Annotated in this window: 17 protein-coding genes, 1 tRNA gene and 1 pseudogene; 15 read left to right on the top strand and 4 right to left on the bottom strand. The window is 55.2% G+C overall.

All coding sequences use genetic code 11. The features are described from left to right. Positions 1-115 precede the first annotated feature (115 nt). Complete coding sequence (locus KT71_RS10060) at positions 116-736, top strand: hypothetical protein (protein WP_008295515.1); 621 nt, start codon at positions 116-118, stop codon at positions 734-736. A gap of 1,652 nt (positions 737-2,388) precedes the next feature. Further along, positions 2,389-3,309 carry an AbiTii domain-containing protein gene (locus KT71_RS10045; RefSeq protein WP_023659569.1) on the top strand — a complete coding sequence of 307 codons (921 nt, stop codon included), beginning with the start codon at positions 2,389-2,391 and terminating at the stop codon, positions 3,307-3,309. Between the two features lie 238 nt (positions 3,310-3,547). Here the strand turns inward: KT71_RS10045 and KT71_RS10040 are convergent, their stop codons facing one another. Together KT71_RS10040 and KT71_RS10035 are read right to left on the bottom strand one after the other, a co-directional pair. Beyond that, a complete protein-coding gene (locus KT71_RS10040) occupies positions 3,548-4,171 on the bottom strand; it encodes an HD domain-containing protein (protein ID WP_008295518.1) in 624 nt (207 codons plus the stop codon). 163 nt (positions 4,172-4,334) lie between these two features. Next, positions 4,335-5,482 (bottom strand): IS3-like element ISGpr2 family transposase gene (locus tag KT71_RS10035; protein ID WP_169729177.1). Its coding sequence is split into 2 segments (ribosomal slippage): positions 4,335-5,245 and positions 5,245-5,482, totalling 1,149 coding nucleotides; the frame shifts between segments, so codons are not numbered across the junction. A gap of 149 nt (positions 5,483-5,631) precedes the next feature. Between KT71_RS10035 and KT71_RS10025 the strand changes: the two genes are divergently transcribed. Next, positions 5,632-6,003, top strand: coding sequence for a DUF6176 family protein (locus tag KT71_RS10025; protein WP_008295519.1), 372 nt, complete (start codon positions 5,632-5,634; stop codon positions 6,001-6,003). A 237-nt stretch (positions 6,004-6,240) separates the two neighbouring features. Here the strand turns inward: KT71_RS10025 and KT71_RS10020 are convergent, their stop codons facing one another. Beyond that, complete coding sequence (locus KT71_RS10020) at positions 6,241-6,972, bottom strand: hypothetical protein (RefSeq protein WP_152025209.1); 732 nt, start codon at positions 6,970-6,972, stop codon at positions 6,241-6,243. A 909-nt stretch (positions 6,973-7,881) separates the two neighbouring features. Here KT71_RS10020 and tmk point away from each other — a divergent pair. The 12 genes and pseudogenes from tmk to KT71_RS09960 all read left to right on the top strand — a co-directional run bounded on the left by tmk (position 7,882) and on the right by KT71_RS09960 (position 21,077). Further along, the gene (gene tmk, locus KT71_RS10015) at positions 7,882-8,502 is read left to right on the top strand and encodes a dTMP kinase (protein ID WP_040363095.1); all 621 of its coding nucleotides are present in this window, start codon (positions 7,882-7,884) and stop codon (positions 8,500-8,502) included. Continuing rightward, positions 8,502-9,485: a DNA polymerase III delta subunit-related protein gene (locus KT71_RS19700; RefSeq protein WP_023659564.1), complete on the top strand. Its 984-nt coding sequence runs from the start codon at positions 8,502-8,504 to the stop codon at positions 9,483-9,485. Before tmk ends, KT71_RS19700 begins: the two co-directional genes overlap by 1 nt. 48 nt (positions 9,486-9,533) lie before the next feature. Beyond that, positions 9,534-9,884 carry a PilZ domain-containing protein gene (locus KT71_RS10005; RefSeq protein ID WP_008295524.1) on the top strand — a complete coding sequence of 117 codons (351 nt, stop codon included), beginning with the start codon at positions 9,534-9,536 and terminating at the stop codon, positions 9,882-9,884. Between the two features lie 543 nt (positions 9,885-10,427). After that, positions 10,428-11,480 carry a beta-N-acetylglucosaminidase domain-containing protein gene (locus tag KT71_RS10000; protein ID WP_023659563.1) on the top strand — a complete coding sequence of 351 codons (1,053 nt, stop codon included), beginning with the start codon at positions 10,428-10,430 and terminating at the stop codon, positions 11,478-11,480. A 152-nt stretch (positions 11,481-11,632) separates the two neighbouring features. After that, positions 11,633-11,717 (top strand) — tRNA-Leu (locus KT71_RS09995). 56 nt (positions 11,718-11,773) lie between these two features. After that, the gene (tig, locus tag KT71_RS09990; RefSeq protein ID WP_008295526.1) at positions 11,774-13,102 is read left to right on the top strand and encodes a trigger factor; all 1,329 of its coding nucleotides are present in this window, start codon (positions 11,774-11,776) and stop codon (positions 13,100-13,102) included. Between the two features lie 73 nt (positions 13,103-13,175). Further along, entirely contained in the window at positions 13,176-13,796 is a 621-nt protein-coding gene (clpP, locus tag KT71_RS09985; protein ID WP_008295527.1) for an ATP-dependent Clp endopeptidase proteolytic subunit ClpP, read from the top strand. A gap of 106 nt (positions 13,797-13,902) precedes the next feature. Beyond that, entirely contained in the window at positions 13,903-15,189 is a 1,287-nt protein-coding gene (gene clpX / locus KT71_RS09980) for an ATP-dependent Clp protease ATP-binding subunit ClpX (protein ID WP_023659561.1), read from the top strand. 151 nt (positions 15,190-15,340) lie between these two features. Then, a pseudogene (lon, locus tag KT71_RS09975) lies at positions 15,341-17,743 on the top strand (endopeptidase La). Positions 17,744-18,125: 382 nt separating this feature from the next. Continuing rightward, on the top strand, positions 18,126-18,473 hold the full coding sequence (locus KT71_RS09970; protein ID WP_008295531.1) for an HU family DNA-binding protein: 348 nt from the start codon (positions 18,126-18,128) through the stop codon (positions 18,471-18,473). A 153-nt stretch (positions 18,474-18,626) separates the two neighbouring features. Further along, positions 18,627-20,495, top strand: coding sequence for a SurA N-terminal domain-containing protein (locus tag KT71_RS09965; protein ID WP_008295533.1), 1,869 nt, complete (start codon positions 18,627-18,629; stop codon positions 20,493-20,495). A gap of 36 nt (positions 20,496-20,531) precedes the next feature. Continuing rightward, the gene (locus KT71_RS09960) at positions 20,532-21,077 is read left to right on the top strand and encodes a DUF1285 domain-containing protein (protein WP_008295534.1); all 546 of its coding nucleotides are present in this window, start codon (positions 20,532-20,534) and stop codon (positions 21,075-21,077) included. A 118-nt stretch (positions 21,078-21,195) separates the two neighbouring features. Here the strand turns inward: KT71_RS09960 and KT71_RS09955 are convergent, their stop codons facing one another. Then, on the bottom strand, positions 21,196-22,845 hold the full coding sequence (locus KT71_RS09955) for an electron transfer flavoprotein-ubiquinone oxidoreductase (protein WP_008295535.1): 1,650 nt from the start codon (positions 22,843-22,845) through the stop codon (positions 21,196-21,198). Positions 22,846-23,095: the final 250 nt, after the last annotated feature.

Raw genomic sequence — 23,095 nt, 5'->3', positions numbered from 1 at the left:
CAGGGGCACTGATGGGCAGCCTCCGGCCAACACCGGTCTCTCGAGTTTCGCTTTAAAGCTACCCCACTTCGTCCTATCCTGAAGGCATTTGCTCATTAATGCGCTGTGAGACGTCATGGACAAGCATCCCGACATGGGCCCCTACGTGGCCTGCATGAATGAAATCAAGTTGAGATATAAGATCGCAAATTCATTCAATACGGGCGAACGTAATGCGATCTATGACGTCCCAACCATGGAGGTGATGATTCTCCAATTCAGGATGATCTTTGAGCTGATAGCTCTCTCATCGCTATCAGCCCACGCAAAAATCTTCGAAGACTACCAAGTAAAATTTCAGAAAAAATGGCGTGTCACAGATATTTTTGGTGACCTGGAGAAATTGAACAAAAATTTCTATCCACGGCCCATACGAGAAGTCCCTTCGGCCCGAGAGAATATAAAAAACGATCTGATTGACATCTCGGACGGATACTTGACCAAGGAGGAACTCGTTTCTGCACATGGTCAGTGCGGGGGCGTACTTCACGCTCGGAATCCATTTGGGAGGCAGATCGACCCTGCAACTTTCCGTTCCAAATTGGACGATTGGTCTTCGAAAGTTATTACGTTGCTAAATACGCATGTTGTGACCCTCTTGGACGACGAATTCATGTATTTGATTCAGTTCAACGCGATTGACCAACCCGTAAGAACCTATGTCTTTGGGAAGGCTAGCGAGCAACAAGGCGATTAAATTCACTCTCTGCGGTCACCGGATGCATCCAAGCTCGAACCGTATCTGGCGGCGTTAACGACCGGAAAGGCGAAAGCAGTCTTCGCGCTCGTCGGACCACGAAGGTCTCAAAGTAGGGGCGAAAGCGGTCCTTCAGGGCCTTCTGGTCGCACGTCGGGTATGGGTCGACTGGCGCGATGGCGTTCCCCCACAGCACAATGTCCGCTTCTGCCGCTCTGCGCCCGTTAGCATCGCGGACACGCTCTTCACATGAAGTTGAACAACCATGATGTCAACCTACGGAGTCACGAACATTTATGTTCTTATTCAAGCATTGGGTTAGCCGGCAACGTAACAATCACCGGCAATGCGCCCCTGCGGGGCCGGACACGCAAACCGCTGCTTCCAGAGGTAGGTGCTCTCAGCGTTCGACGTAGAGGAACTCAGACGAAGGGGAATTGAGTTTATGGTGTTGGTGTACTTCGCGTTGTCAGGCTGCGTAACGGGTGCATTATTCGGCATTCCGGTAGCGTACCTCTTGCGGTTGGTGCGCATGCCGTGGCGACACTGGCTCTACTTCGGCGCTGTTGCCGGGTCCCTCGCTCCGTACGCTCTACACTATCAGCACTCCCAGCAATATCTCGCACGATCGGGGGTCGAGGACTATTTGGGTCTGGACCAGTACACTTTTGCTGTCCCCATGGTAGCGGCCGTTTCAATCTTGGGCGCGTTACCAGTCGCGTGGTTCCGGCCGGCTATAGCCGCGCTTTTACCTGTGGTGTTCGGCGGCCTTTACTGGTTTTTACTCGTGCCGCTCCTATATCGCGGGACGCCGGCTTCGTTCGTGGGCCTGGACAATGTGCCGTTTGTCTGGCTCTTTGCGTTAAGTGTTGCTGGTTACGTGTTCTTGCTTCTCCTTGCGGCTCTTGCTCTCGGCTCTCGGAACCGTCACGGCCCCGTCTAAGCAGCCGAAAAAGCCGCCGCAGATGACGCGCAAAAGGCTCGCGCCTGAGCGGCGGCGTTATGGGTCTTAGGCATTCGTAATCTTTGGAGGCTTAAGCGGTCATGCTGCTTGTGAGGCAATGCAGCCAAAGAGGCGAAGGTGCGATTGCTATGGGCTTTTCTACCGCGAGAGTCTAAGCGCGTGTCGCTGGTGCGGCGAGCTCGACGACATGATTTGGCTGAGCAGGAAGAGAAGCTGAAGTGGGAGACGCAAACCAACAAGTCGCTTGGACAACTGTTCTTGGTCTTCACCGCAATTGCCCCAGCGATCGTATTGCTGCCATGAACACCGTCACACATAACCAGGTCAGGCAGTTCGCTCCCTTCGGTCGCCGGACTACCAAACCGCTACGCGGGTTGGCCGCCCGCTGCTGGCAGCGTTGATGTCCGAGAAGGGTCGAAGCGGTCTCTAGCCATGTCCCAAAACACCTCATAGCTGCCGGTCGCAGAGGCGCTTATGCAGTAGTCTGAAGGACCGCAACCGGCCAGGAGCGGGCGAAGAAGGGCCTCGCACTCAGGCCCTACATGAATTGGTTTGCGTAACGTGCTGTATTAACGTACTTTTATCGTATCTCAGCGTGAGGGTGAATAGGTGTTAACGCATATGAAGATAACAAGCGTTGGCTCGTTAGCACGCTGTCATGCATAGAAGAGGGCGCGAGAGATCCTAAATGGCTTTACTGCATCAAGTACAAGAAGCTGTAGTTCAAGAAGGCTCTGACCTAGGCTCTGTGCTCTTGAAGTTACGTCTTTTAGCATCTCGTTTGGGCAGTGATCTGCTTGAAGAATGGGTAAAGCATGAATCTGAAGGATACCCAGAAGACGCAGAAGTACCCTCATACCGAGTGGTAAGCATAAGCTATAAGGGCACATTTTCTGGCGCATTTGGATCAGGCGTTAGTAACGCTCCTATTCCAACTTACCTTGTCGAGAAGCACGCCGGGGAACACTGGACAAAGAAAAAAGTACGGGAAAGCATTGCAGGTGTTGAAGAACTACTCCGCATGAGTGCTGATAAAGGCGGATTAGGAATTGATGCGTCGAATTTAATTCTACTTTTGCAAGGCAAGGTCTACGAAGATTACTCGTGCATCGACATAAGCTCATCGATTTCTCGCACCGCAATAGCAGAAATCCAACAGGCAGTTCGAGCAAGAATTCTTGAGCTAACTCTTGAATTAGAAAAAGCAATTCCAGCCGCAGCGCATATTTCGTTTGGCGCCCCTCAAAATACCGAAACGAATCCAGAAAAGGTTCAACATATTTCACAACAAATAATTTACGGTAACGTAACAACTGCCGTCGCTGGAAGTAGCGATACGCAAATCTCCGTAGAAATTGGGTTGCGAGACAATGAGTCTTTTATTAAGTATCTCACTGAATCAGGCATTGCGAATGAAGATGCAAAAGAGCTTGCTGAAATTGTTCACTCAGAGGAGCCATCGAGTCCAGAGGAGCCATTTGGTGAAAATGCAAAAAATTGGATCACATCGAATTTGAAAAAAGCAGCAGAGGGGACTTGGAACGTAGGCATTTCTGTTGCCACAAAAGTCTTAACAGAGGCCGCACTGAAATACTATGGTCTCAAATAAATGCATAACAATGGACTCCAATGGATGCTCTGCTCGTTCCTCGTTACGCGCCCCTGAGCCCGGGCGTTAATGCCTGAGAAGCGTCGACAGCGGTCACAGATGCAGTTGTGGTCCGAACGACTCAAAGTAGGCGAAAGCGGTCCTGGGGAATGTCTCAGAACATCTCAAAGCGGCCAATAACTCGAGGGAGTTCGGTAGTTTTTATCGTCCCCTTTGAAGCCTATCCCGACCTTCGCTGTTAGCTCAACAAGCCTTTTGAAAACGCGTCTTTGAGCTTGGACTCCAAGCTATCCCAGACGGCGCTGCTGCCATCTTTGATGCGACTGTTTAGGTTCAGCACTCTTTGCTCAGAGATCGCGTTCTCTTTCCAGCTGAGCCCATCTCCGTGCAAGTTATGGAGAAGCGGCGGTATGCGGTCAATAGACTTGGCATACCTTGCGTCAGCAGATTCACCAGCCTCGAATTCCAGCCAAAGGTCAATGTACTCTTGCGCCACCGCCTCAGAAAGTAACCCTAAAACTCTCCGCAAGCCGGCTTCTTCCTCGGCTTTGACTTGTGGGGTTTCAGCGGAATAGACGATGGTATCTCCTGCATCAATTTCACCAATATCGTGAATTAGGAGCATTTTGATAACGCGATCAATGTCCACCGGCTCGTTGGCATACTCTCGCAGCATTATCGCGGCCATGCATACGTGCCAGCTGTGCTCTGCCGAGTTCTCGTACCGTTGGAGACCAATAGGTCGAGTTTTTCTTAGCACACCTTTCAACTTATCTAGTTCAATGATGAAGCCAAAAATGTCTTCGAGTTCCTGCAACAGAATTCCCCTGGGAAAACCCGCTTTAACGGCGATGAAAGTCATTCAACATACTATATCAAATGTCCTGAACTAGGTGCGGTCTTTCGAGATGTCGCAAAACACCTCAATGCAGACAGTCGCTAAAAGCGAAATGAGATGGTTTTTACGACTACTCTCGGCCAAGAGGGGATATTGCCAACCTAAGACCTGAATCGCCACCAGTTCTCTAGACACTTTCCAGCTGTTTTTCGTGATGCTGTTCGTAGTCTACAGGTGACAGCAGGCTGTTCGAGCCATGCCGGCGTCTGACGTTGTAGAACATCTCGATATAGTCAAAGATATCGGCCCGGGCATCCTGCCGGGTCGGATATATCTTGCGCTTCACGCGCTCGCGTTTCAGTAGCTGGAAGAAGCTTTCAGCGACTGCGTTGTCATGGCAGTTGCCGCGTCTGCTCATACTGCCCTCAAGGCCGTTTGCGCGTAGAAACGCGCTCCAGTCATAGCTTGTGTATTGACTGCCCTGGTCCGAATGAACAAGTACCTTGCTCACCGGCTTGCGACGCCACACCGACATCAACAAGGCATCTAGAACCAGATCGCTCGTGATCCGTGATTGCATCGACCAGCCAATCACCCGGCGCGAGAATAAGTCGATGACCACGGCCAGGTACAACCAGCCTTCGTGGGTCCGAATATGGGTGATGTCGGTCGCCCATCGCTCGTTCGGCGCAGCCGGATTAAACTGTCTCTGCAGTACGTTAGGCGTCACATCATGCGCTTTGCCAACCTTATGCCGTGGCTTGCGATATCCAACCTGCGCCCTGATTCCAGCGTCTTTCATGAGACGGTGGACACGGTTGGGGCCGCAACACTCGCCTATTTCATGCAAATCACGATGGATCTTCCGATAGCCATACACAGCACCGGACTCGAGCCAGAACTGCTTGATCAGGCCAGAGAGCCGCTTGTCCTCACAACCGCGAGCCGATAGCGGCTGTCGACGCCACGCATAGAAACCGCTGGGGTGAACGTTAAGCAAAGAACACAGATGCCGCACCGGCAACTGGTGGCGATGGGATTGAATAAAAGCGTACCTCACTCGGATTGGCTCGCGAAGTACGCCGCGGCTTTTTTTAGAATGTCACGCTCCTCCGTGACACGCTTAAGCTCTTTTTGTAGCCGACGAATCTCGGCCTGATCATCAGCCTCCACTCGATGTTGCTCAGCAGCCGGCCCGTACTTCTTCACCCAGGCATACAGACTGTGCGTCGTCACGCCCAGCCGACTGGCCACGTCCGCCACGCTGTAGCCGCGATCCGTGATCTGGCGAACGGCTTCTCTCTTGAATTCTTCGGGGTAACGCTTGTTGCTCATAAACACCTCTCTGATAGCCATTTTGTATGGCTGAAAGGTGTCTAGCAAACTGGTGGCGATTCAACCTATGTCTGATGTTAAGGTAAAACGTGAGCGAGAATCACGTGTTTGAGCCGGTCTCCGCTCAAGCGATCCGATAACACGCCACTATGTATCACCCGAGAATTATTATGGATGTCGCCTGCAATCTTATTCGACTAAAGCAAGGGAGCCTGCCGACGGCCCGGAAGTGGGCGGAGACCATGAATGACAGAATGAAAGAAGTTCTGGCCTCTTTGCACGATGAATCCGTAGTCATTGAATCTGTGTTCTTGCTGTCTAGGAGGGAAGGAGACTACTTGGTGTACTACATGCGCGCTGTGAGTATGGAGCAATCGAGAACGTCGGTGAAAACGTCCGAGCATGAAGTCGATGCTATTCACAAACGCTTTAAACAAGAAGTTTGGGAAAGTATTGAGGAAACTGAGTTGTTGCTCGATGCCTCTATTTGGCACAAGACTGAGGATTCGGCCTTGCCTTGAGACTCGCTCAGCGCCTTGAAAAAAGCTGTCTCTAAATTGGTGCGAGAGGCTAGGAATTTGCTAGCGGCAGCGAAGGTTTGGTGGATGCCGTTTAGCCCCGGCCAGCCCAAACTTCCGCTCGTAGGCGTAGGCGTAGGCGTATGCGGTGTTTGGCAATGACGCAAAACACCTCAAAGCGGCCGGTCGTTGAAGGTCAAACAACGTGTTTTTAGGACCGCTTCCGGCCAACTGCGGATACTACGGCTGAAGAAAGCAGTGCTTCTGCGACTCATGTCGAAAGTCAGCCTCAAGTGACACCGGGTAGGCCTCAATGCGCTCGTCGCTGAGCAAAGCATCGGCAAGCGCCGCCGGGCCGGCAAAGAAGCTTGAGTTGTGGTCGAACGGTACCGTAAAAAACCATTCCGCCGTAGTCGGCCAGATCGCCTGCGGCGAAAGCGACGATACTGATGATCCCGACACGGGCTCATCCGGTAGCAGAGTGCGCCACTTTTCGAATACGGTGCCGAGACTCGCGCACAGCACAAAATGCTCCTGCTGGCCCATGCCTTTAATTCTCGTAGCGTTGCGACGGTGAAGGTCGTCGATCTCTTCGGTTCCGTAGCCATGCCAGACGGCAACGATGCACTCCTGATGCTCGCCGCTATACGACAATACAGCGTCACTGACCGCATCGATCATTGCGCCTGTAGGCGTTTCTTCAAGCGGTCCGCAGAAGTCACCCGGGCGCAGTTGCTCGTAGTTTGGGTGCGGTATCAGATCACCGTACTGCGTGTATTCGTCGATTGTGTGCCCGCGTTCTTCCGCCACCTTCGACCAACGTACAGGCCTCAGGAAGAACTCCCAAGGAGGTGAGCCATCTTCTGGAGTGTACTTCTTATCGCGCGGGTCCGTACTTACTTGCCACGCCGGCGGGCAGATCTGAACATAACGTTCAAAGCCCGACGGCACCCAGCGATTAACCGTGAACAAGGGGCCGCTACATCTTTGGACCACCCATTCGGCGCGACTACCGTCTTGCTCTGGACCACAAACAGATACGATTCCGCCCCTCATGTATTCGCCCTCCCAACAATTAAGACCGCGTCATTGAGCAATCATCCCAAAAAAATGCGTAGTTTGACTGCGTAAGATGACGGCGTCGATAAAGTACCGCTTTGGGTTGTGGATTCAACCGGTCGTTGCAACACCTAGACACAGCTGCAATTTTGCCCCAATGTCGCAAAATAGGCGAAAGCGGTCTTTGTGGATTAGCGGGTAAGCACTGGCAAATCCAATAATCGGCAGAAAGCGTCGATCGGTGCTATTCCTTGATCGCGCATGTTTTGCCACTTGTTCTGAGAACGTACGGCTTGACTCAAGTACCGTGAGAAATTGGCCTAGCCTGAACCTTACGCCTCGATGGGAAAAGCACATCACAACAGAGCGTTAAGCTCTCGCTTTGTGCTATTTACACTGATTATCAACAGCAGCCGCTGCACAAGTGAGCGTAGCGCCAGCGAAGCCGGCAGACCATTTCAGGTCCAGATCGGGGCCTCCATGCCTCACGCTTGTTGTCACAAATTATGATTCCAAGATAGCCAGCCCGGTAGACCCGCCGCCGCCCGGAAGGGCTGCGGTTCCTGTGGAGAAATCTGGAAAGGTTTCTGGTTTACATTTAGGCTCGAAAACCGGTGGATTCTTCTCCCCTGATCACGTCGTTATGGTTTACTCTAGCGCCGTGATTGAACCTTTTGAGCATTTGTTTCCATTTTGCGGTGCGAGCGGGTGAATTCGGCAGCTCGAAAGAATAGCCAATACCAGGAAAAGCCAGTGTTTTTTCGGTTCGCAGAGGCCAGCAACGACCCGAGCTACTCACTCACTCACTCGTTTACACAAAAAATTGTTCCGATATTTGGCGCAGGCAAGAGCACGGCCATGTCCTATATTGAGGAGCGTCTGCGGGATGCGGGAGTGGACCTCATCTGCACCCGCGAGCCGGGCGGCACAAGTCTGGGCGAACAGCTACGAGAAACGCTGCTGGCACCTACGGAGGCAGGCATTGCGCCTCTGGCTGAACTTCTGATGATGTTTGCAGCCCGGGCACAACATCTCTCTGAATGCATACTGCCGGCGCTCCGGCGGGGGCAGTGGGTGCTCTGTGACCGATTTACCGATGCCACCTATGCCTATCAGGGCGCGGGCCGAAACATGGGAGAGGCACCAGTTGCCTTGCTTGAGGAATTCGTGCAGGGAGACCTGCGTCCGGATGTGACCTTGCTTCTCGATGTTCCCGCCGACCTGGGGCTGTCCAGGGCCCGGGGCAGGGGAGCTCTTGATCGCTTTGAGCTGGAGGATCTGGCTTTTTTTGAGCGCGTGCGACAGTCCTATCTGTCCCGTGCCCGCCGCAGCAGTGGCCGCTATCAGATCATTGATGCCTCAGCAGAGCTCGCGGACGTGGAGCGGGCGTTGCAGGCCGTCGTCAAGGACCTCATTGCCTGCCCACCCCTGGTGACGGACTGATGCCGGAACTGCCACCCACGATAATCCCGCCACCGCAGTCCCGGACCCTGCCCTGGCATCAGTCGGCGTGGCGCAGCCTCCATACCCTGTTCCAGGGAGGGCGGCTTCCCCACGCTATGCTTTTAGAGGGGCAGCCCGGTACCGGACGTAATCGCCTGGCCCTGGCTTTGGCGCGTTTTCTTCTGTGTAGCCAGCCCGGCGTTGAGGGCAACTGCGGCGAGTGTAAAACCTGCACGCTCAGCGCTTCCGGCGCACTCCCGGACCTGTTGAGCGTTGGGCCCGCCGAAGAGGGCAAAGCGATCGGTATTAATGCAATCCGGGAAGTTATCCGCTTCGCGGCGGGGACACCGTCCCTCGGGCGCTACAAAGTCATACTGATCACCCCCGCCGAATCCCTCACCACGGCAGCGTTCAACGCTTTCCTCAAATGCCTGGAGGAACCCGCATCGGAGACCTTCATAATTCTGGTGTCCGCCCGGGGGTTTCCCTTGCCCGCAACGATCCGCTCCCGCTGTCAGCGCTGGCAACTGCCGTCGCCGGAGGAGGAGGCAGCTCAGGAGTGGCTGAAAAAGGAGCTGGGGCAGCAGGCAGAGGCCGATGGCGCGGCGTCCGCAATGCTGGAATTATGTAACGGTAGGCCCCTCGATGCCCTTAGCAAACTCCAGGGCGAAGAGCGGGAGCCCTTGCTCGCGATGCACCGGTGTGCCAGGGAAGTGCTCCATCAGGGCAGAAAATCAACCCTGCTGGAGCAGGCAGTCGCCGGCGTGGAGCCCGATAGTGCCCTGGACGCTATGGAGTCTGCACTCCAGCGCTGGCTTCGCGAGTTACCGGCGGCGCGTCTTCGAACGGTGGAAGCCCAGCGGGGGTTTGGGGCGCTGGATACCATCGGTCGCCTGCGCGCAGCGAAACGCAGCGGAACTAACCCCAATGTCGACTTGTTGCGCTTCAGTGCAACAAGCGCGCTTAACGGGCTATGGGAGTGATAAACGCAATGCTACACTCAGCGCTGCGCACTACATATTTCTTGCATCATGAATGAACAATCTTCCGGCCATCAGGGCATTCTTTCTCTGACGATTAAGGACAAAGCGGTCCTGTATTCTGCATACATGCCTTTTATTAAAAACGGCGGTTTGTTTGTTCCCACTAACAAGAGTTACGAAATTGGTGATGAGGTGTTTATGTTACTCACCCTCATGGAAGAGCCTGACAAGATTCCCATCGCGGGAAAAGTGGTGTGGGTGACGCCGCGGGGCGCCCAGGGAAACAGAACCTCGGGGATCGGAGTGCAGTTTTCTGAGCAGGACGCTGCGGCTAACTCCAAGATCGAAGAGCATCTGGCGGGCATGCTGACCTCCGATAGACCCACGCATACGATGTAAGAGACCGCGAGGGCGGCAACAAACAGTCTTCAGATGTCATGCCCCTTTATAAGCCCTTCATGGCCGCTTCATGCCCCCTTTTTTGTCCCGTCAGTGTCCCCCTCAAGGGAGTGGCCAGTTCAGAAGCGTTACCTTTCCTGCTTGGAATTGTTCTTGAGAACGTTGTCTTTCGAAGGTGTGTGGGAAGTGCATGGGAGGTGCATGGGAGGTGCATGGGAGGTGCGTGGAAAGTGCAGGCCCGAGATACCTAACATAAAATCGAGAAAACCTCGTTAAGCTATTGATTTTAATGATTTTCAGTCAAAAAAGTGGGCTCCAGGAGGAGCCCAATAAGACCATTAGGAGTGAAACATAAAGGAAGTTAATCCTTCACAACGGAACATTGGGTTTGTTCCGGTGACATACCATTCCTGCGAGGAAATGGGGTCACCTCTATAGTAAAGGCATTAATTGGAAATATTCCACAGTTTACTGTGCAAAAACTAGTTCTTTTCTGCATATACAAATAAATTTTTAATAGCCTGAGGGAGCAAAAAGCACTCAGTGATCGGTGAAAGGCCCACTTTAGGGGTTTTGGAAGGATTTTACGGACGGCCGTGGTCGCCGGCCTCTCGCCTGCGCATGATCGACTGGTTAGTGGCGCTTGGCATTGACGCCTATCTCTATGCCCCGAAGGCCGATGCCTGCCTCCGAAAGGGCTGGAAGCGGTCCTGGCCAGCAGCGGAGCGAGCCCATCTGGCCGCCGTAGCGCGGCGCTCAGGCGATAAGGGACTGGCCTTTCATATCGGCCTGTCGCCTTTCGAGCTTTACCGTGAGTACAACGGCGCGTCCAAGACGGCCCTGAAAAACAAGCTGGGGGAAATTGTCGATCTGGGCGTTGGGGGGCTTGCGCTGCTTTTTGATGACATGCCCGGCAATCTTGACAACCTCGCTGACCGTCAGGGGGAAGTCTGTAGCGATATACGCCACTGGGTCGGCGCCAGCGATCTCGAGCTGCGCCTGTGTCCCAGCTATTACAGCGATGATCCCATCCTTGATGAAATTTTTGGCCAGCGGCCGGATCGCTATCTCGAAACGCTTTTGGATAGTCTCGAAGGGAGCTACGAAGTTTTCTGGACAGGTCCCGAAGTGTGTTCACCCGCGGTAACACCCGAGGATCTCGCGAAACCGAGCCTGCTTTTTCAAGGGAGGCTCGCTCTGTGGGACAACTATCCTGTCAACGACAGCCGGGCCCGCTCGCCCCACATTTTTATAGATCCCTTGCAGGGGCGCTCGGCGGCGTTAGGCAGCGTCATCAGCAGCCACTGGTGCAACGCGATGAACCAGCCCGCACTATCGCTCCCTGCACTCGCCTCCCTACCTGCGCTTTATGGCGCATTGAATCAGCAGTGGGAGGGGGCCCTGAAAGAGGCAGGTGTTGATAAAGCACTGATTGAGGCCTGCGAGCCCCTGGCGAGTCGCACCCTGGGCAGCCTCCAAGAGGGCGAGCGCGCAAAACTGGAGTTCGCCGCGTCCAAAGACAGCCTGGCGGCGGCGGAGTTACGGGATTGGCTTGGCGGCGGCTACGATTTTGACCCCGAGTGTCTCACCTGTTGAAAGGCATGTTGCTGCCACGGGACGCCTGTGGCAAAATCGCGCCCCTCGAAGGCACCCGGCGCAGCCCCTGCCTTAGATAAAAGTCCAGAAATATCAACGTTTTGCAGGTTTTTTGGCCGCTCAGAGAGGGCGCTGAAACGCCTGGTCCATATGCGGGAGTGGCGGAATTGGTAGACGCGCTGGTTTTAGGTACCAGTGTCTTATGGCGTGAGAGTTCGAGTCTCTCCTTCCGCACCAATCAGGGGCTTGTCCAAAGCCCCGCCAAAGAATGAGTTATTAGGGATCACCAGATTATGCAGGTTTCCATAGAAACAACGTCCAAGCTGGAGCGCCGGCTGACCGTTGGAGTACCGGCCGAAACTGTCGACTCACAGGTCGACGAACGTCTCCGTCAGGCCGTTAAAAACGTGCGTCTGCCGGGCTTCAGGCCCGGTAAAGTGCCACTTAAAGTGATGCGCCAACGCTTTGGTCCCGGTGTTCGTCAGGAGGTGCTGGGCGAGGTCATGAGCCGAAGCTTCCAGGAGGCGGTTACCCAGGAGAAACTCAAGCCTGCAGGGCAGCCCACCATCGAGCCGCGCAACATGGATGCGGGCAAGGATCTTGAGTACATCGCGACCTTCGAGGTGTTCCCCGATGTGGAAGTGGTCGAGCTCAAGGACTACCCCGTGGAGAAGCCCGCTGCGGAAGTTACCGCCGAGGATGTGGATAACATCATCGAAGTGTTCCGCAAGCAACGGGGTAGCTGGGAAACCGTAGAGCGTGCAGCCGAGAAAGAAGACCGCGTGAATATCGACTTTGAGGGCACCCGCGACGGGGAAGCCTTCGAGGGCGGAAGCGCCGAAGGAAGTGACCTGGAGCTGGGTTCAGGACAGATGATTCCCGGCTTTGAGGATGGCATTGTCGGCATGAGCGCAGGTGAAGAGAAGGTGCTCTCCCTGAGTTTTCCTGATGACTACCACGCAGACGAGCTCAAAGGCGCTGCCGTTGAGTTCAAGGTCAAAGTCAACAAGGTCGAGGAGATGCAGTTGGCGCCCCTCGATGCAGAGCTCTACGCGGCTTATGGCCTCGAAGGCGACGATGAAGCCGAGTTTCGCGCAGAAGTTGAGCAGAACATGGCTCGCGAACTGCGAAACGCCGTTGATGCGCGGGTCAAGAAGCAGGTTATGGATGCGGTCATAGAGGCCTACAGCGATCTGGAGGTGCCCGCGGCACTCATCTCCCAGGAAACGGATGCACTGCGCAATCAGATGTTTCAACAGTTCGGTGGCTCCGCGCCCGAAGGTATGGACCTCAAATCCATTCTCCCCGACGACATGTTTGCGGAGAATGCTGCCCGACGCGTAAAGCTTGGCCTCGTGCTGGCGGAGCTCATTGCCCACTTCGAACTCAAAGCCGATGAAGAGGCGATTAAGGCTGCAGTAGAAGAGATTGCCTCCACCTATCAGGACCCCGAAGAGGTGGTTAATTGGTATTTTGGAAACCAGGAGCAGCTTGCCGCCGTAGAATCCAAGGTATTGGAGGACAAAGTAGTGGATCGTCTTCTCGAGTCCGCCGCGATTAGTGAGAAGGCCTGCACGTACCAGGAAGCCATCGCTTTAGGTCAGCAGGCTAATCAGCAGTAAATAAACGCTGCAAAAACCGTAAGAGTTACTCAAGCTCAGGAGCTGAGGAAGTATGTCGAAGCAGATCCAAGGAATGTCCCCTCCCGTTGAAGCACTGGGTCTTGTACCCATGGTGGTGGAGCAGACTTCGCGGGGCGAGCGGTCCTACGACATTTACTCACGCCTTCTTAAGGAACGCGTGGTGTTTGTGGTGGGGCAGGTTGAAGACCATATGGCCAACCTGATCGTTGCCCAGCTCCTGTTTCTTGAGTCTGAGAATCCGGATAAAGATATACATTTATACATCAATTCCCCGGGCGGGTCCGTAACGGCAGGGCTGTCGATCTACGACACCATGCAGTTCATCAAGCCTGACATCAGCACCATGTGCCTGGGTCAGGCCGCTTCCATGGGGGCTTTCCTGCTGTCCGGTGGCACCAAGGGCAAGCGTTACTGCCTGCCGAATGCGCGGACCATGATCCACCAGCCCAGCGGCGGTGCCCAGGGTCAGGCCACGGATATCGACATTCAGGCCAAGGAAATTCTGATCATCCGCGAGCGTCTCAATCGCCTCATGGCGGAGCATACGGGTCAGCCCCTGGAAGTTATTGAGCGCGACACCGAGCGCGATCGCTTTATGGACGCCGAGCAGAGCAAGGAATATGGCCTGGTCGACGAAGTCGTGACGGCTCGGAGCGCCGGCGCCAGCGAGTGATTCAGGCGCAGTTTTCTAAGGCACACGATGCCTGTCCACTTGCATTAGGAGGCGAAAAACATCAACCTAAAACCGGTGGCAGTGTCGTGGGAGGCGAAGTGAGCCAATGAGTAAAGATTCATCCACAACAGATGACGGTGGCAAACTTTTATATTGCTCGTTCTGCGGCAAGAGTCAACATGAAGTTCGCAAGCTCATCGCCGGTCCCTCGGTCTTTATATGCGACGAGTGCGTAGACCTCTGTAACGACATAATTCGCGAAGAGGTGCAGGAGAGCGCGGCCGAAGATGCCGACGAAAAGTTGCCGGTTCCCGTAGAGATTAACGCAATTCTTGACGAATACGTGATCGGTCAGCAGCGCGCCAAAAAGGTGCTCTCCGTCGCGGTTTACAACCACTACAAGCGACTTCGTCACGGCGGTTCCAAGAGTGACGACGTCGAGCTGGGCAAGAGCAACATTCTCCTCGTGGGCCCTACAGGTTCAGGTAAGACATTACTCGCCGAGACCCTCGCGCGACTTCTCGATGTCCCCTTCACGATCGCTGACGCCACCACGCTCACGGAAGCAGGTTATGTGGGCGAGGATGTTGAGAACATCATCCAGAAGCTGTTGCAGAAGTGCGATTACGACGTTGAGAAGGCCCAGGTAGGCATTGTTTATATCGATGAGATCGACAAGATTTCGCGCAAATCCGACAACCCGTCTATAACCCGGGATGTGTCAGGGGAGGGCGTGCAGCAGGCCCTGCTCAAGCTCATTGAGGGTACCGTCGCATCCGTTCCTCCCCAGGGCGGGCGAAAGCATCCCCAGCAGGAATTTCTGCAGGTAGATACATCGAGCATCCTGTTCATCTGCGGCGGCGCCTTTGCGGGACTGGACAAGGTCATTCGTGATCGGTCCGAGAAGGGCGGTATTGGCTTCGGCGCCGAGGTCCACAGCAAAGACGCCACACGCAACGTGGGGGAAGTGCTTTTTGATCTCGAGCCTGAGGATCTGGTTCAGTACGGTCTGATTCCCGAGTTTGTGGGTCGCCTGCCGGTGATAGCCACCCTGGAAGAACTCGACGTACCGGCGTTGGTGCAGATCCTGACAGAGCCCAAGAACTCCCTGACGAAGCAATACAGCAAGCTTTTTGAAATGGAAGACGTGGAAATCGACTTCCGCGAGGATGGTTTGCGAGCCGTGGCGGAAAAGGCTATGGAACGTAAAACCGGCGCGCGGGGTCTTCGCTCTATCCTCGAAGGCGTGCTTCTGGATACCATGTACAGCATTCCGTCCCGAGAGGATGTTGCCAAGGTTGTTGTCGATGAATCGGTGATCCGCGGCGATTCTGAGCCCCTGCTGGTGTATCAGAACAACGAGCCTGTGCGGGCAGCTGCGCCGGAGGAATAAGCACCCCCGCGTTGGAATCCGCCGACGGATTGCAGCGTCGACTTGCATTTCGTGTAACCGGCCCCACTACATAGGGGTCGGAGTCCTCGCAGACCCAAGCGGGCTGCGCCAAAATTCTTGACCCGATTTCTGGTTGTCACTGGAGAACACTATGGGCGAGCACCCTGTTTTAGAATTACCCCTCTTACCCCTACGCGATGTTGTGGTGTATCCGCACATGGTGTTGCCATTGTTTGTGGGAAGGGAGCGATCCATAGAGGCCCTGGAGCATGCCATGGCCAACGACAAGCAGGTGCTTCTGGTCGCCCAGCGCAATGCCTCCGACGACGACCCCCGGGCCGATGACATTTACCAGGTGGGCACCGTCTCCAACATTCTCCAGCTGCTGAAACTCCCCGACGGTACCATCAAGGTGCTCGTGGAGGGCGGCTTCCGCGCTGCCGTCGATTTCGTTAATGACGACGGCGAGTTCACTGTTGCCGGTGTGCGCGAAATAGAGGCCGATGAGCCCGACGAGGAGGAAGCCGAGGGCCTCCTGCGGACCACGTCGGCAAACTTCGAAAAGTACGTGACTCTCAGTAAAAAAGTCCCCGCAGAGGTCCTTACCTCTTTAACCGGCATTGACGAACCCGGGCGTCTCGCGGACACCATCGCGGCGCACATGGGCGTAGAGCTTGACCAGAAACAGAAGATACTTGAGATCTCCTCCGTAAAAGGCCGTCTCGAGTACCTCATGGGCCTGATGGAAGCAGAGATTGACGTTTTTCAGGTCGAGAAACGCATTCGCGGCCGCGTCAAAAAGCAGATGGAAAAAAGCCAGCGGGAGTACTACCTGAATGAGCAGATGAAGGCCATTCAGAAAGAACTCGGGGAAATGGATGAGGCGCCCAATGAGGTCGATGAGCTTGAACAGCGCATCGCCGAAGCCAAGATGCCCGATGAGGCCAAGGAGAAGACACTGACGGAGCTGGGCAAGCTCAAGATGATGTCCCCCATGTCCGCAGAGGCATCTGTACTCCGTAGCTACATTGACTGGATGGTCAGCGTCCCGTGGGCAAAGCGCAGCAAGGTGAAGCATGACCTGAAGCGTGCCACGGACATTCTTGACGCAGATCATTATGGCCTGGAGGAAGTCAAAGAACGCATCCTGGAATACCTCGCGGTGCAGAAGCGCGTGCGCAAGGTCAAGGGTCCCGTGCTGTGCCTCGTCGGCCCTCCGGGTGTTGGTAAAACCTCCCTGGGTGAGTCCATCGCGCGCGCCACCAATCGCAAATTTGTCCGCATGGCGCTTGGCGGCGTACGTGATGAAGCCGAGATCCGCGGGCATCGCAGAACTTATATCGGCTCCATGCCGGGTAAATTACTGCAAAAAATGGCCAAGGCCGGCGTGCGGAATCCGCTCTTCCTGCTCGACGAAATCGACAAGATGGGCATGGATCACCGGGGCGATCCGGCTCAGCGCTTTGGAAGTGCTAGATCCAGACAGAACATCAGTTCATGATCACTACTCGAAGTGGACTCGAAGGTCTGAGTCATGTCGTGTGGCCTCAACACCATGAACATACCGGGACCGCTCCTTGATCGCATGGAAGTTATTCGTCTGCCGGGCTATACGGAAGATGAAAAACTCAATATCGCCCAGCGTTATCTCATACCGAAGCAGATCAAGCGTAACGGCCTCAAGACCGATGAGCTGACCATCACCGAAGAAGCACTCATTGACGTGATTCGATACTACTCCCGCGAAGCCGGTGTCCGTGCCCTGGAGCGGGAGATTGCGAAGATTTGCCGAAAGATGGTCAAAGCCATCACCCTCAAGGAGAGTGAGTACGGTGCGACGGTCACGCCGGAGATGCTCTCCACCCTGCTGGGCGTCAGGAAATTTAACTACGGCGTTGCCGAAGAAGAGAACAAGATCGGACAGGTGACGGGTCTCGCATGGACCTCCGTGGGGGGGGAACTCCTGACCATTGAGACCGCTGCGGTGGCCGGCAAGGGCCGCTACGTAAAAACCGGCTCCCTCGGCGACGTGATGCAGGAATCCATCCAGGCGGCGAGCACGGTTGTCCGTAGTCGCTCACAGCTTCTGGGAATTCCCGCGAGCTACCACGACAGCCACGATATGCACATCCATGTCCCCGAAGGGGCGACGCCCAAGGATGGTCCCAGCGCCGGAGTCGCCATGTGCACGGCCCTTGTCTCTGTATCGACGGAGATCCCGGTACGCGCCGATGTGGCGATGACCGGAGAGATCACCCTCCGCGGGGAAGTACTTCCCATCGGCGGATTGAAAGAGAAGCTCCTCGCAGCCCGGCGGGGCGGCATCAAGACGGTCATCATTCCCAAGGAAAACGAGCGTGACCTTCAGGAAGTTCCCGATAACATCAAGGAAGATCTGGAGATCATTGCCGTGAAGTGGATTGATGAGGTCCTTGCCGTTGCCCTGGAGAGTCCGCCTGTGCCCCTGAGTGATGAGGACTATCTTGCGGGATCTGAGAGATCCCAGGCCGAGAAGGGACGCGACGGCGATGAGAGCCGTATAAATACCCATTAAAACCTTGAATAGTCCCGGCGATAGTTGACCCGTCTGAGGAGGCTGGTATACAGTCTCGCAGCTGTTAGGCGCTTCGTTTTAACCACCGAAAACAGGCACCGGCGGGTCGCCGAGATCGCTAGGTACATCTCTAGATGAGTCGTTAGAAGAGTCTTTAAAAGAGTCTTTAAAAGAGTCTTTAAAAGAGTCTCTAGAAAAGTCTCTAGGTACACCTTTGATCCTGGCAAGCCGCCGTCAGCCCGGCCTTACAAGGCATTCACGCTGTCGGCGCAGGCAAGCAGTGCGTGCCTATCCAATGCCAGAAGAGTGACAGTAAGCGAAACGATCAACGGGGTATCAAGGCAGGCGGGACGGGCTTTCAACAACTTTCAGCGGCTTTGCCATGGAACGCCAAAGTTTTTGCAATGACAAGTATCGTAGAGATTACGATTCAAAATTAAAAAAGGGGACCTTAGTGAACAAATCAGACCTTATCGACGCTATCGCGTCAGCAGCTGACATCAATAAATCAGACGCCGGACGTGCATTGGATGCCGTGGTAGACAGCATTACCGACACTTTGAAAAAAGGTGACCAGGTGTCTCTGGTGGGCTTTGGCACTTTTTCTGTGAAGCATCGCGCTGCTCGCGACGGCCGTAACCCTCAGACCGGAGAAACCATTAAGATCAAAGCCTCCAACGTGCCTGGCTTTAAAGCGGGAAAGGCGCTGAAGGACGCGGTCAACTCCTGAGGATTTGTTGGGGGGCTGAATTGAGTCGGTGATCTGAACCGACGACCGAGGCCTCTCTTACACGACATTCATACAAGGCGCACTTCGGGTGCGCCTTGTGCGTAAAGGCAGAAAGAGAATTCTTTTTCTTCATCATCGCAGGGTAAAAATTCAATGCTCCAGGACATCCGGGCGAACGCTCAGGGAACGGTCGCCAAAATCATCATTGGCCTCATCGTTATTTCGTTTTCCATATTTGGTATTGAGTCACTTCTTTTCAGTGGCGGATCCGACGGTGTTGCCGAGGTGAATGGTGAAGAGATCACGCCTTTTGCCTTACAGCAGGAGGTATCGGTTCAGCAACGACGGCTCCTATCCATCCTTGGAGAAAACGCGGACCCGGCGCTCCTCGATCAGGCACAGCTGAGCCAGCAGGCGCTGGAAACGCTTATCCAGAGGGAGATCATCAAGCAGGCGGCGGCAGACCTGGAGCTCACGACCTCGGATCAGGCCCTGGCTGACATCATCGGATCCATGGGGCAGTTTCAGATAGACGGTCAGTTTTCGCCGGACATGTTTCAGAGCGCTCTGGCAAGTGCCGGCTTTACGCCTGCTTTGTTCCGTGAGCGACTGTCCGAGGACGTCGAAATAGGCCAACTCCGTGCAGGAATCGCGGGGAGTGATTTCACCACTGCCGCGGAGCTCGAACTTGCGTCCGCCATCGCCCTGGAGGGGCGTGATGTGCGCTACGTAAGCTTACCGCTCATCGACTTCATGGCGTCGGTAGAGGTGAGCGATGAAGCCGTTGAAGCGTTCTACAACGACAATCCAGAGCGTTTTCAGAGTGAAGAGCAGCTGGTGCTGGAGTATGTAGAGATCACCTTGGATCGCTATATTGAAGATATTGATGAAGAGCGGGTCCGGGAAGAATTTGAGCTGGTGCGTGACGAGTTTGAACTTGCCACGGAAGCCCGCGTATCCCACATCCTTGTTGAAGGTGATGATGAAGAGCGAGCGGCACGTATCGCCGAGGCGCAGGCCGCCCTCGATGCCGGTATGAGCTTTGCCGAAGCCGCGGCGGAATATTCCGATGACATCGGATCGTCGCAGTTCGAAGGTGATCTGGGCTACACGGCGGGAGATACATTCCCCGAGGCCATGGAGGACGCGGTTGCTAATCTCGCGGTCGGTGAGCGATCGGCTCCCGTCGAAACGGAGGCGGGCACCCACCTGTTGCTGGTCACGGACCGACGGGAGGGCAGCAATGTGAGTTTCGAAGAGGTCGCTGAGGAGCTTGAGGACCGCATTGCCCGTCGTGATGCGGCTGCTGAGCTACTCTCTGACGTTGAACGCCTCCGGGACATCGCGTTTAACGCAGCCGATCTCGATGCGCCGGCAGAGGCCCTGGAGCTCACGGTGCAAACATCAGACCCCGTGACCCGCAATCAGAGAGAAGGCCTGTTCAGTCGCCCGGTGCTCCTCCAGGCAGCCTTTTCTGAAGATGTGCTGGAGGCGGGCCACAACAGTGAAGTACTGGAGCTGAGTCCCGAGCAATTTGTGCTGCTGCGCGTTGCAGAGCGGCGCCCGCCGGCTCAAGTGCCACTGGAAAGCGTTGCCGGCGAGATAGAGGACCTTTTGCGAGATCGCCTCGCCAGAGAAGCAGCCGCAGCGGAGGCTCGCGAGCTGTTGGCAGCACTGGACGATGGAAACACCGTCGAGGAAGCGGCAAACGCAGCGGGGTTTCAGTGGCAGGTGGAGCTGGGTGCTCGCAGAGACAGCCCTACGCTGCCCCCCGTGGTGCGTGAACGTTTGTTTTCCATGGCGGCACCTACAGATGGCAACGCCGTACGCGAGATCGTCAGTGATGACCCGGACGCCACCTACATCGTCGAGCTGGCGAGGGTGAACGCCGGTGATCCTGAAGATCTGCCCGCGGAGGAGCAAAACAGTCTCCGCCAGCGTATCGCCGGTGAAACGGGCGGCACCTTGCAACAGCAATATGAACGCAGCCTTCGGGAACGGGTTGAGGTCATCGTTTACTAAGCGCCGTACCGTGGGTGGATAGCGTGGGTAAGTCGCGTGGGTAAATCCCTTCAGAAGATCGTCGATACGATTGTCGCTGCCACGTCGGGCTTGCCCGACCCCGATGCCCTGGCCGGCTGGTCGCCGGCGCTAAGCGGTGATATCGACATCCGCATTCTTGCCGATGGCTCCTGGACCCACGATGGCGACATCATTCATCGCGAGGGGCTGGTGCGCGTCTTTGCGTCGCTTCTGAGACGGGAGGGCGACGGGCATTACTATCTCGTCACCCCCTCAGAAAAGTGGCGTATTCAGGTAGAGCGACACGCATTACTCGGCATTGATTGTGAATTCGTCGATGACGTCCTGCGGGTGCTGCTCAATACCGGAGGGCGTTGTCAGCTCGGGGGCCCCAATCGTCTTCATTTACCTGGCGTCGATGATGAAACAGCCGGAGAACCCTATATTGAAGTCCCGAACGGGCTCACAGCGCAGATTACCCGCGCCGCCTGGTATCGCCTGGTAAATGCCGCGCAGCTAGAGGGTGATACGGCGTTTGTCATCAGCGGTGGCGAAAAAATAAGCTTAGGTGCTGTGACCTAAAGCTACCTGAAGCGCCGCGGCCACTAGCGCCCAGTGCCTGAAACCTGGCGCTTACAAAAAAATACCGAATGAGAGCCCGTTCCCGGGCTCCTCTCCTGACTCTGACTACCAGTCCGAATCACATATTCGGGTAATTCGGCCCGCCGAAGCCCTCAGGCGTCACCCAGGTAATGTTCTGCGCAGGATCCTTGATGTCACAGGTTTTACAGTGAACACAGTTTTGCGCATTGATTTGAAAACGCTTCCCCTGATCATCTTCCACCACCTCATAGACGCCCGCAGGGCAATAGCGCTGCGCCGGTTCATCGTAGATGGGCAGATTGGACTGGATGGGGATCGCGCTATCCGCCAAGGTCAGGTGACAGGGCTGGTCCTCTTCATGGTTGGTGTTCGACAGGAACACCGACGACAACTTGTCGAAGCTGATGACATTGTCGGGTTTCGGGTAGGTGATCTTTGCGCACTCCGCTGCGGGCTTGAGTACCGCGTAGTCAGGCTTGCTGTCGTGGAGGGTGAAAGGCACCTTGCCGCCAAAAATATTCTGATCAATCCACACCATGGCGGCGCCCAGCATGAAACCGAACTTGTGCATATAGCCGGAGAAATTCCGCGTGCTGTAGAGCTCATCGTAAAGCCAGGAATCGCGGACTTTGGCTTCAAAGCTGTCGAGCTGAGCCGGCGGGGCGTCAGACAATAAGGCCTCGACCACGGCTTCCGCGGCAACGAGTCCGCTTTTCATCGCGGTGTGATTACCCTTAATCTTTACGGAGTTGAGAGTTCCCGCATCACAACCAATGAGCAGACCACCGGGAAACTGCATCTGCGGCAGAGAATTCAAACCGCCTTTTGCGATTGCCCGGGCCCCATAGCTCAGGCGTGAACCGCCCTCAAGGTACTTAAGCGTCTCAGGGTGATGCTTCCAGCGCTGAAACTCCTCGTAGGGAGACACGTGAGGGTTGCTATAGTTCAGGTCGGTGATAAAACCGATGTACACCTGGTTATCGTCCGCATGGTAAAGAAACGCACCACCGCTGGAGCCACTCTCCTTTAATGGCCAGCCCAGGCCATGAACCACAAGGCCCGGCTGATGCTTCTCCGGGGGAATTTCCCAGATTTCCTTGATGCCGATGCCGTAATGCTGCGGATCTTTACCGTCATCAAGACCGAATTTGCTGATGAGCTGTTTGCCCAGATGTCCCCGGCAGCCCTCCGCAAACAGGGTGTACTTTGCGTGCAATTCCATGCCCCGCATGTAGCTGTCTTTTTCCTCGCCCTCGGCGCTGATACCCATGTCGCCCGTGGCAATGCCCTTGACGCTGCCGTCGTCCCCGTAGAGCACTTCTGACGCGGCGAAACCGGGATAGACTTCAACACCGAGGTTTTCTGCCTGCTCTGCCAGCCAGCGGCAGACATTCCCCATGGACACGATGTAGTTGCCCTCGTTGTGCGTAGGCTTGGGGATCGCAAAGTTAGGTAGTTTGGTTGCGGATTTTTCTCCGGTATAAAAGTAGAAATGATCCTCCGTCACTTTGGTTTTCAGAGGAGCACCCATTTCTTCCCAGGTAGGGAACAGTTCGCTGAGGGCATGGGGCTCAAGTACCGCACCGGAGAGAATATGAGCACCCACCTCCGATCCTTTCTCAACCACGCATACCGTCAGTTCGCGATCATTTTCCTGTGCCAGCTGCATAATCCGGCAAGCCGCCGACAGTCCGGACGGACCGGCACCAACAATAACAACATCGAACTCCATGGCTTCGCGTTCCACTGGGTAACCTCTCTCGCTGTGGTTTGGGCGCCCGGGACCGGACGACGAAAAATGTAGTCTCCTATTATAAAGTTTCGTGCACCCTCAAAGCCACAGAGTTTTGCGAGATCCTTATGGCTACCTCGATGACGAAGCTGGCGATTGACGCTTTCGTTCTCGGGCGAGTTCTACCGATTCCAGAGTCCGGAAATCAGGCTACCGGGCGTTGGACGCCAATTCCGCTATCATTAATGCAGGATGGGTGCAAATA

The organism is Congregibacter litoralis KT71, from assembly GCF_000153125.2.
In the GTDB taxonomy this organism is placed as follows: Bacteria; Pseudomonadota; Gammaproteobacteria; order Pseudomonadales; family Halieaceae; genus Congregibacter; species Congregibacter litoralis.
The sequence above is the reverse complement of the archived record's forward strand: the minus strand, read 5'-3'. Positions and strand labels throughout refer to the sequence as shown.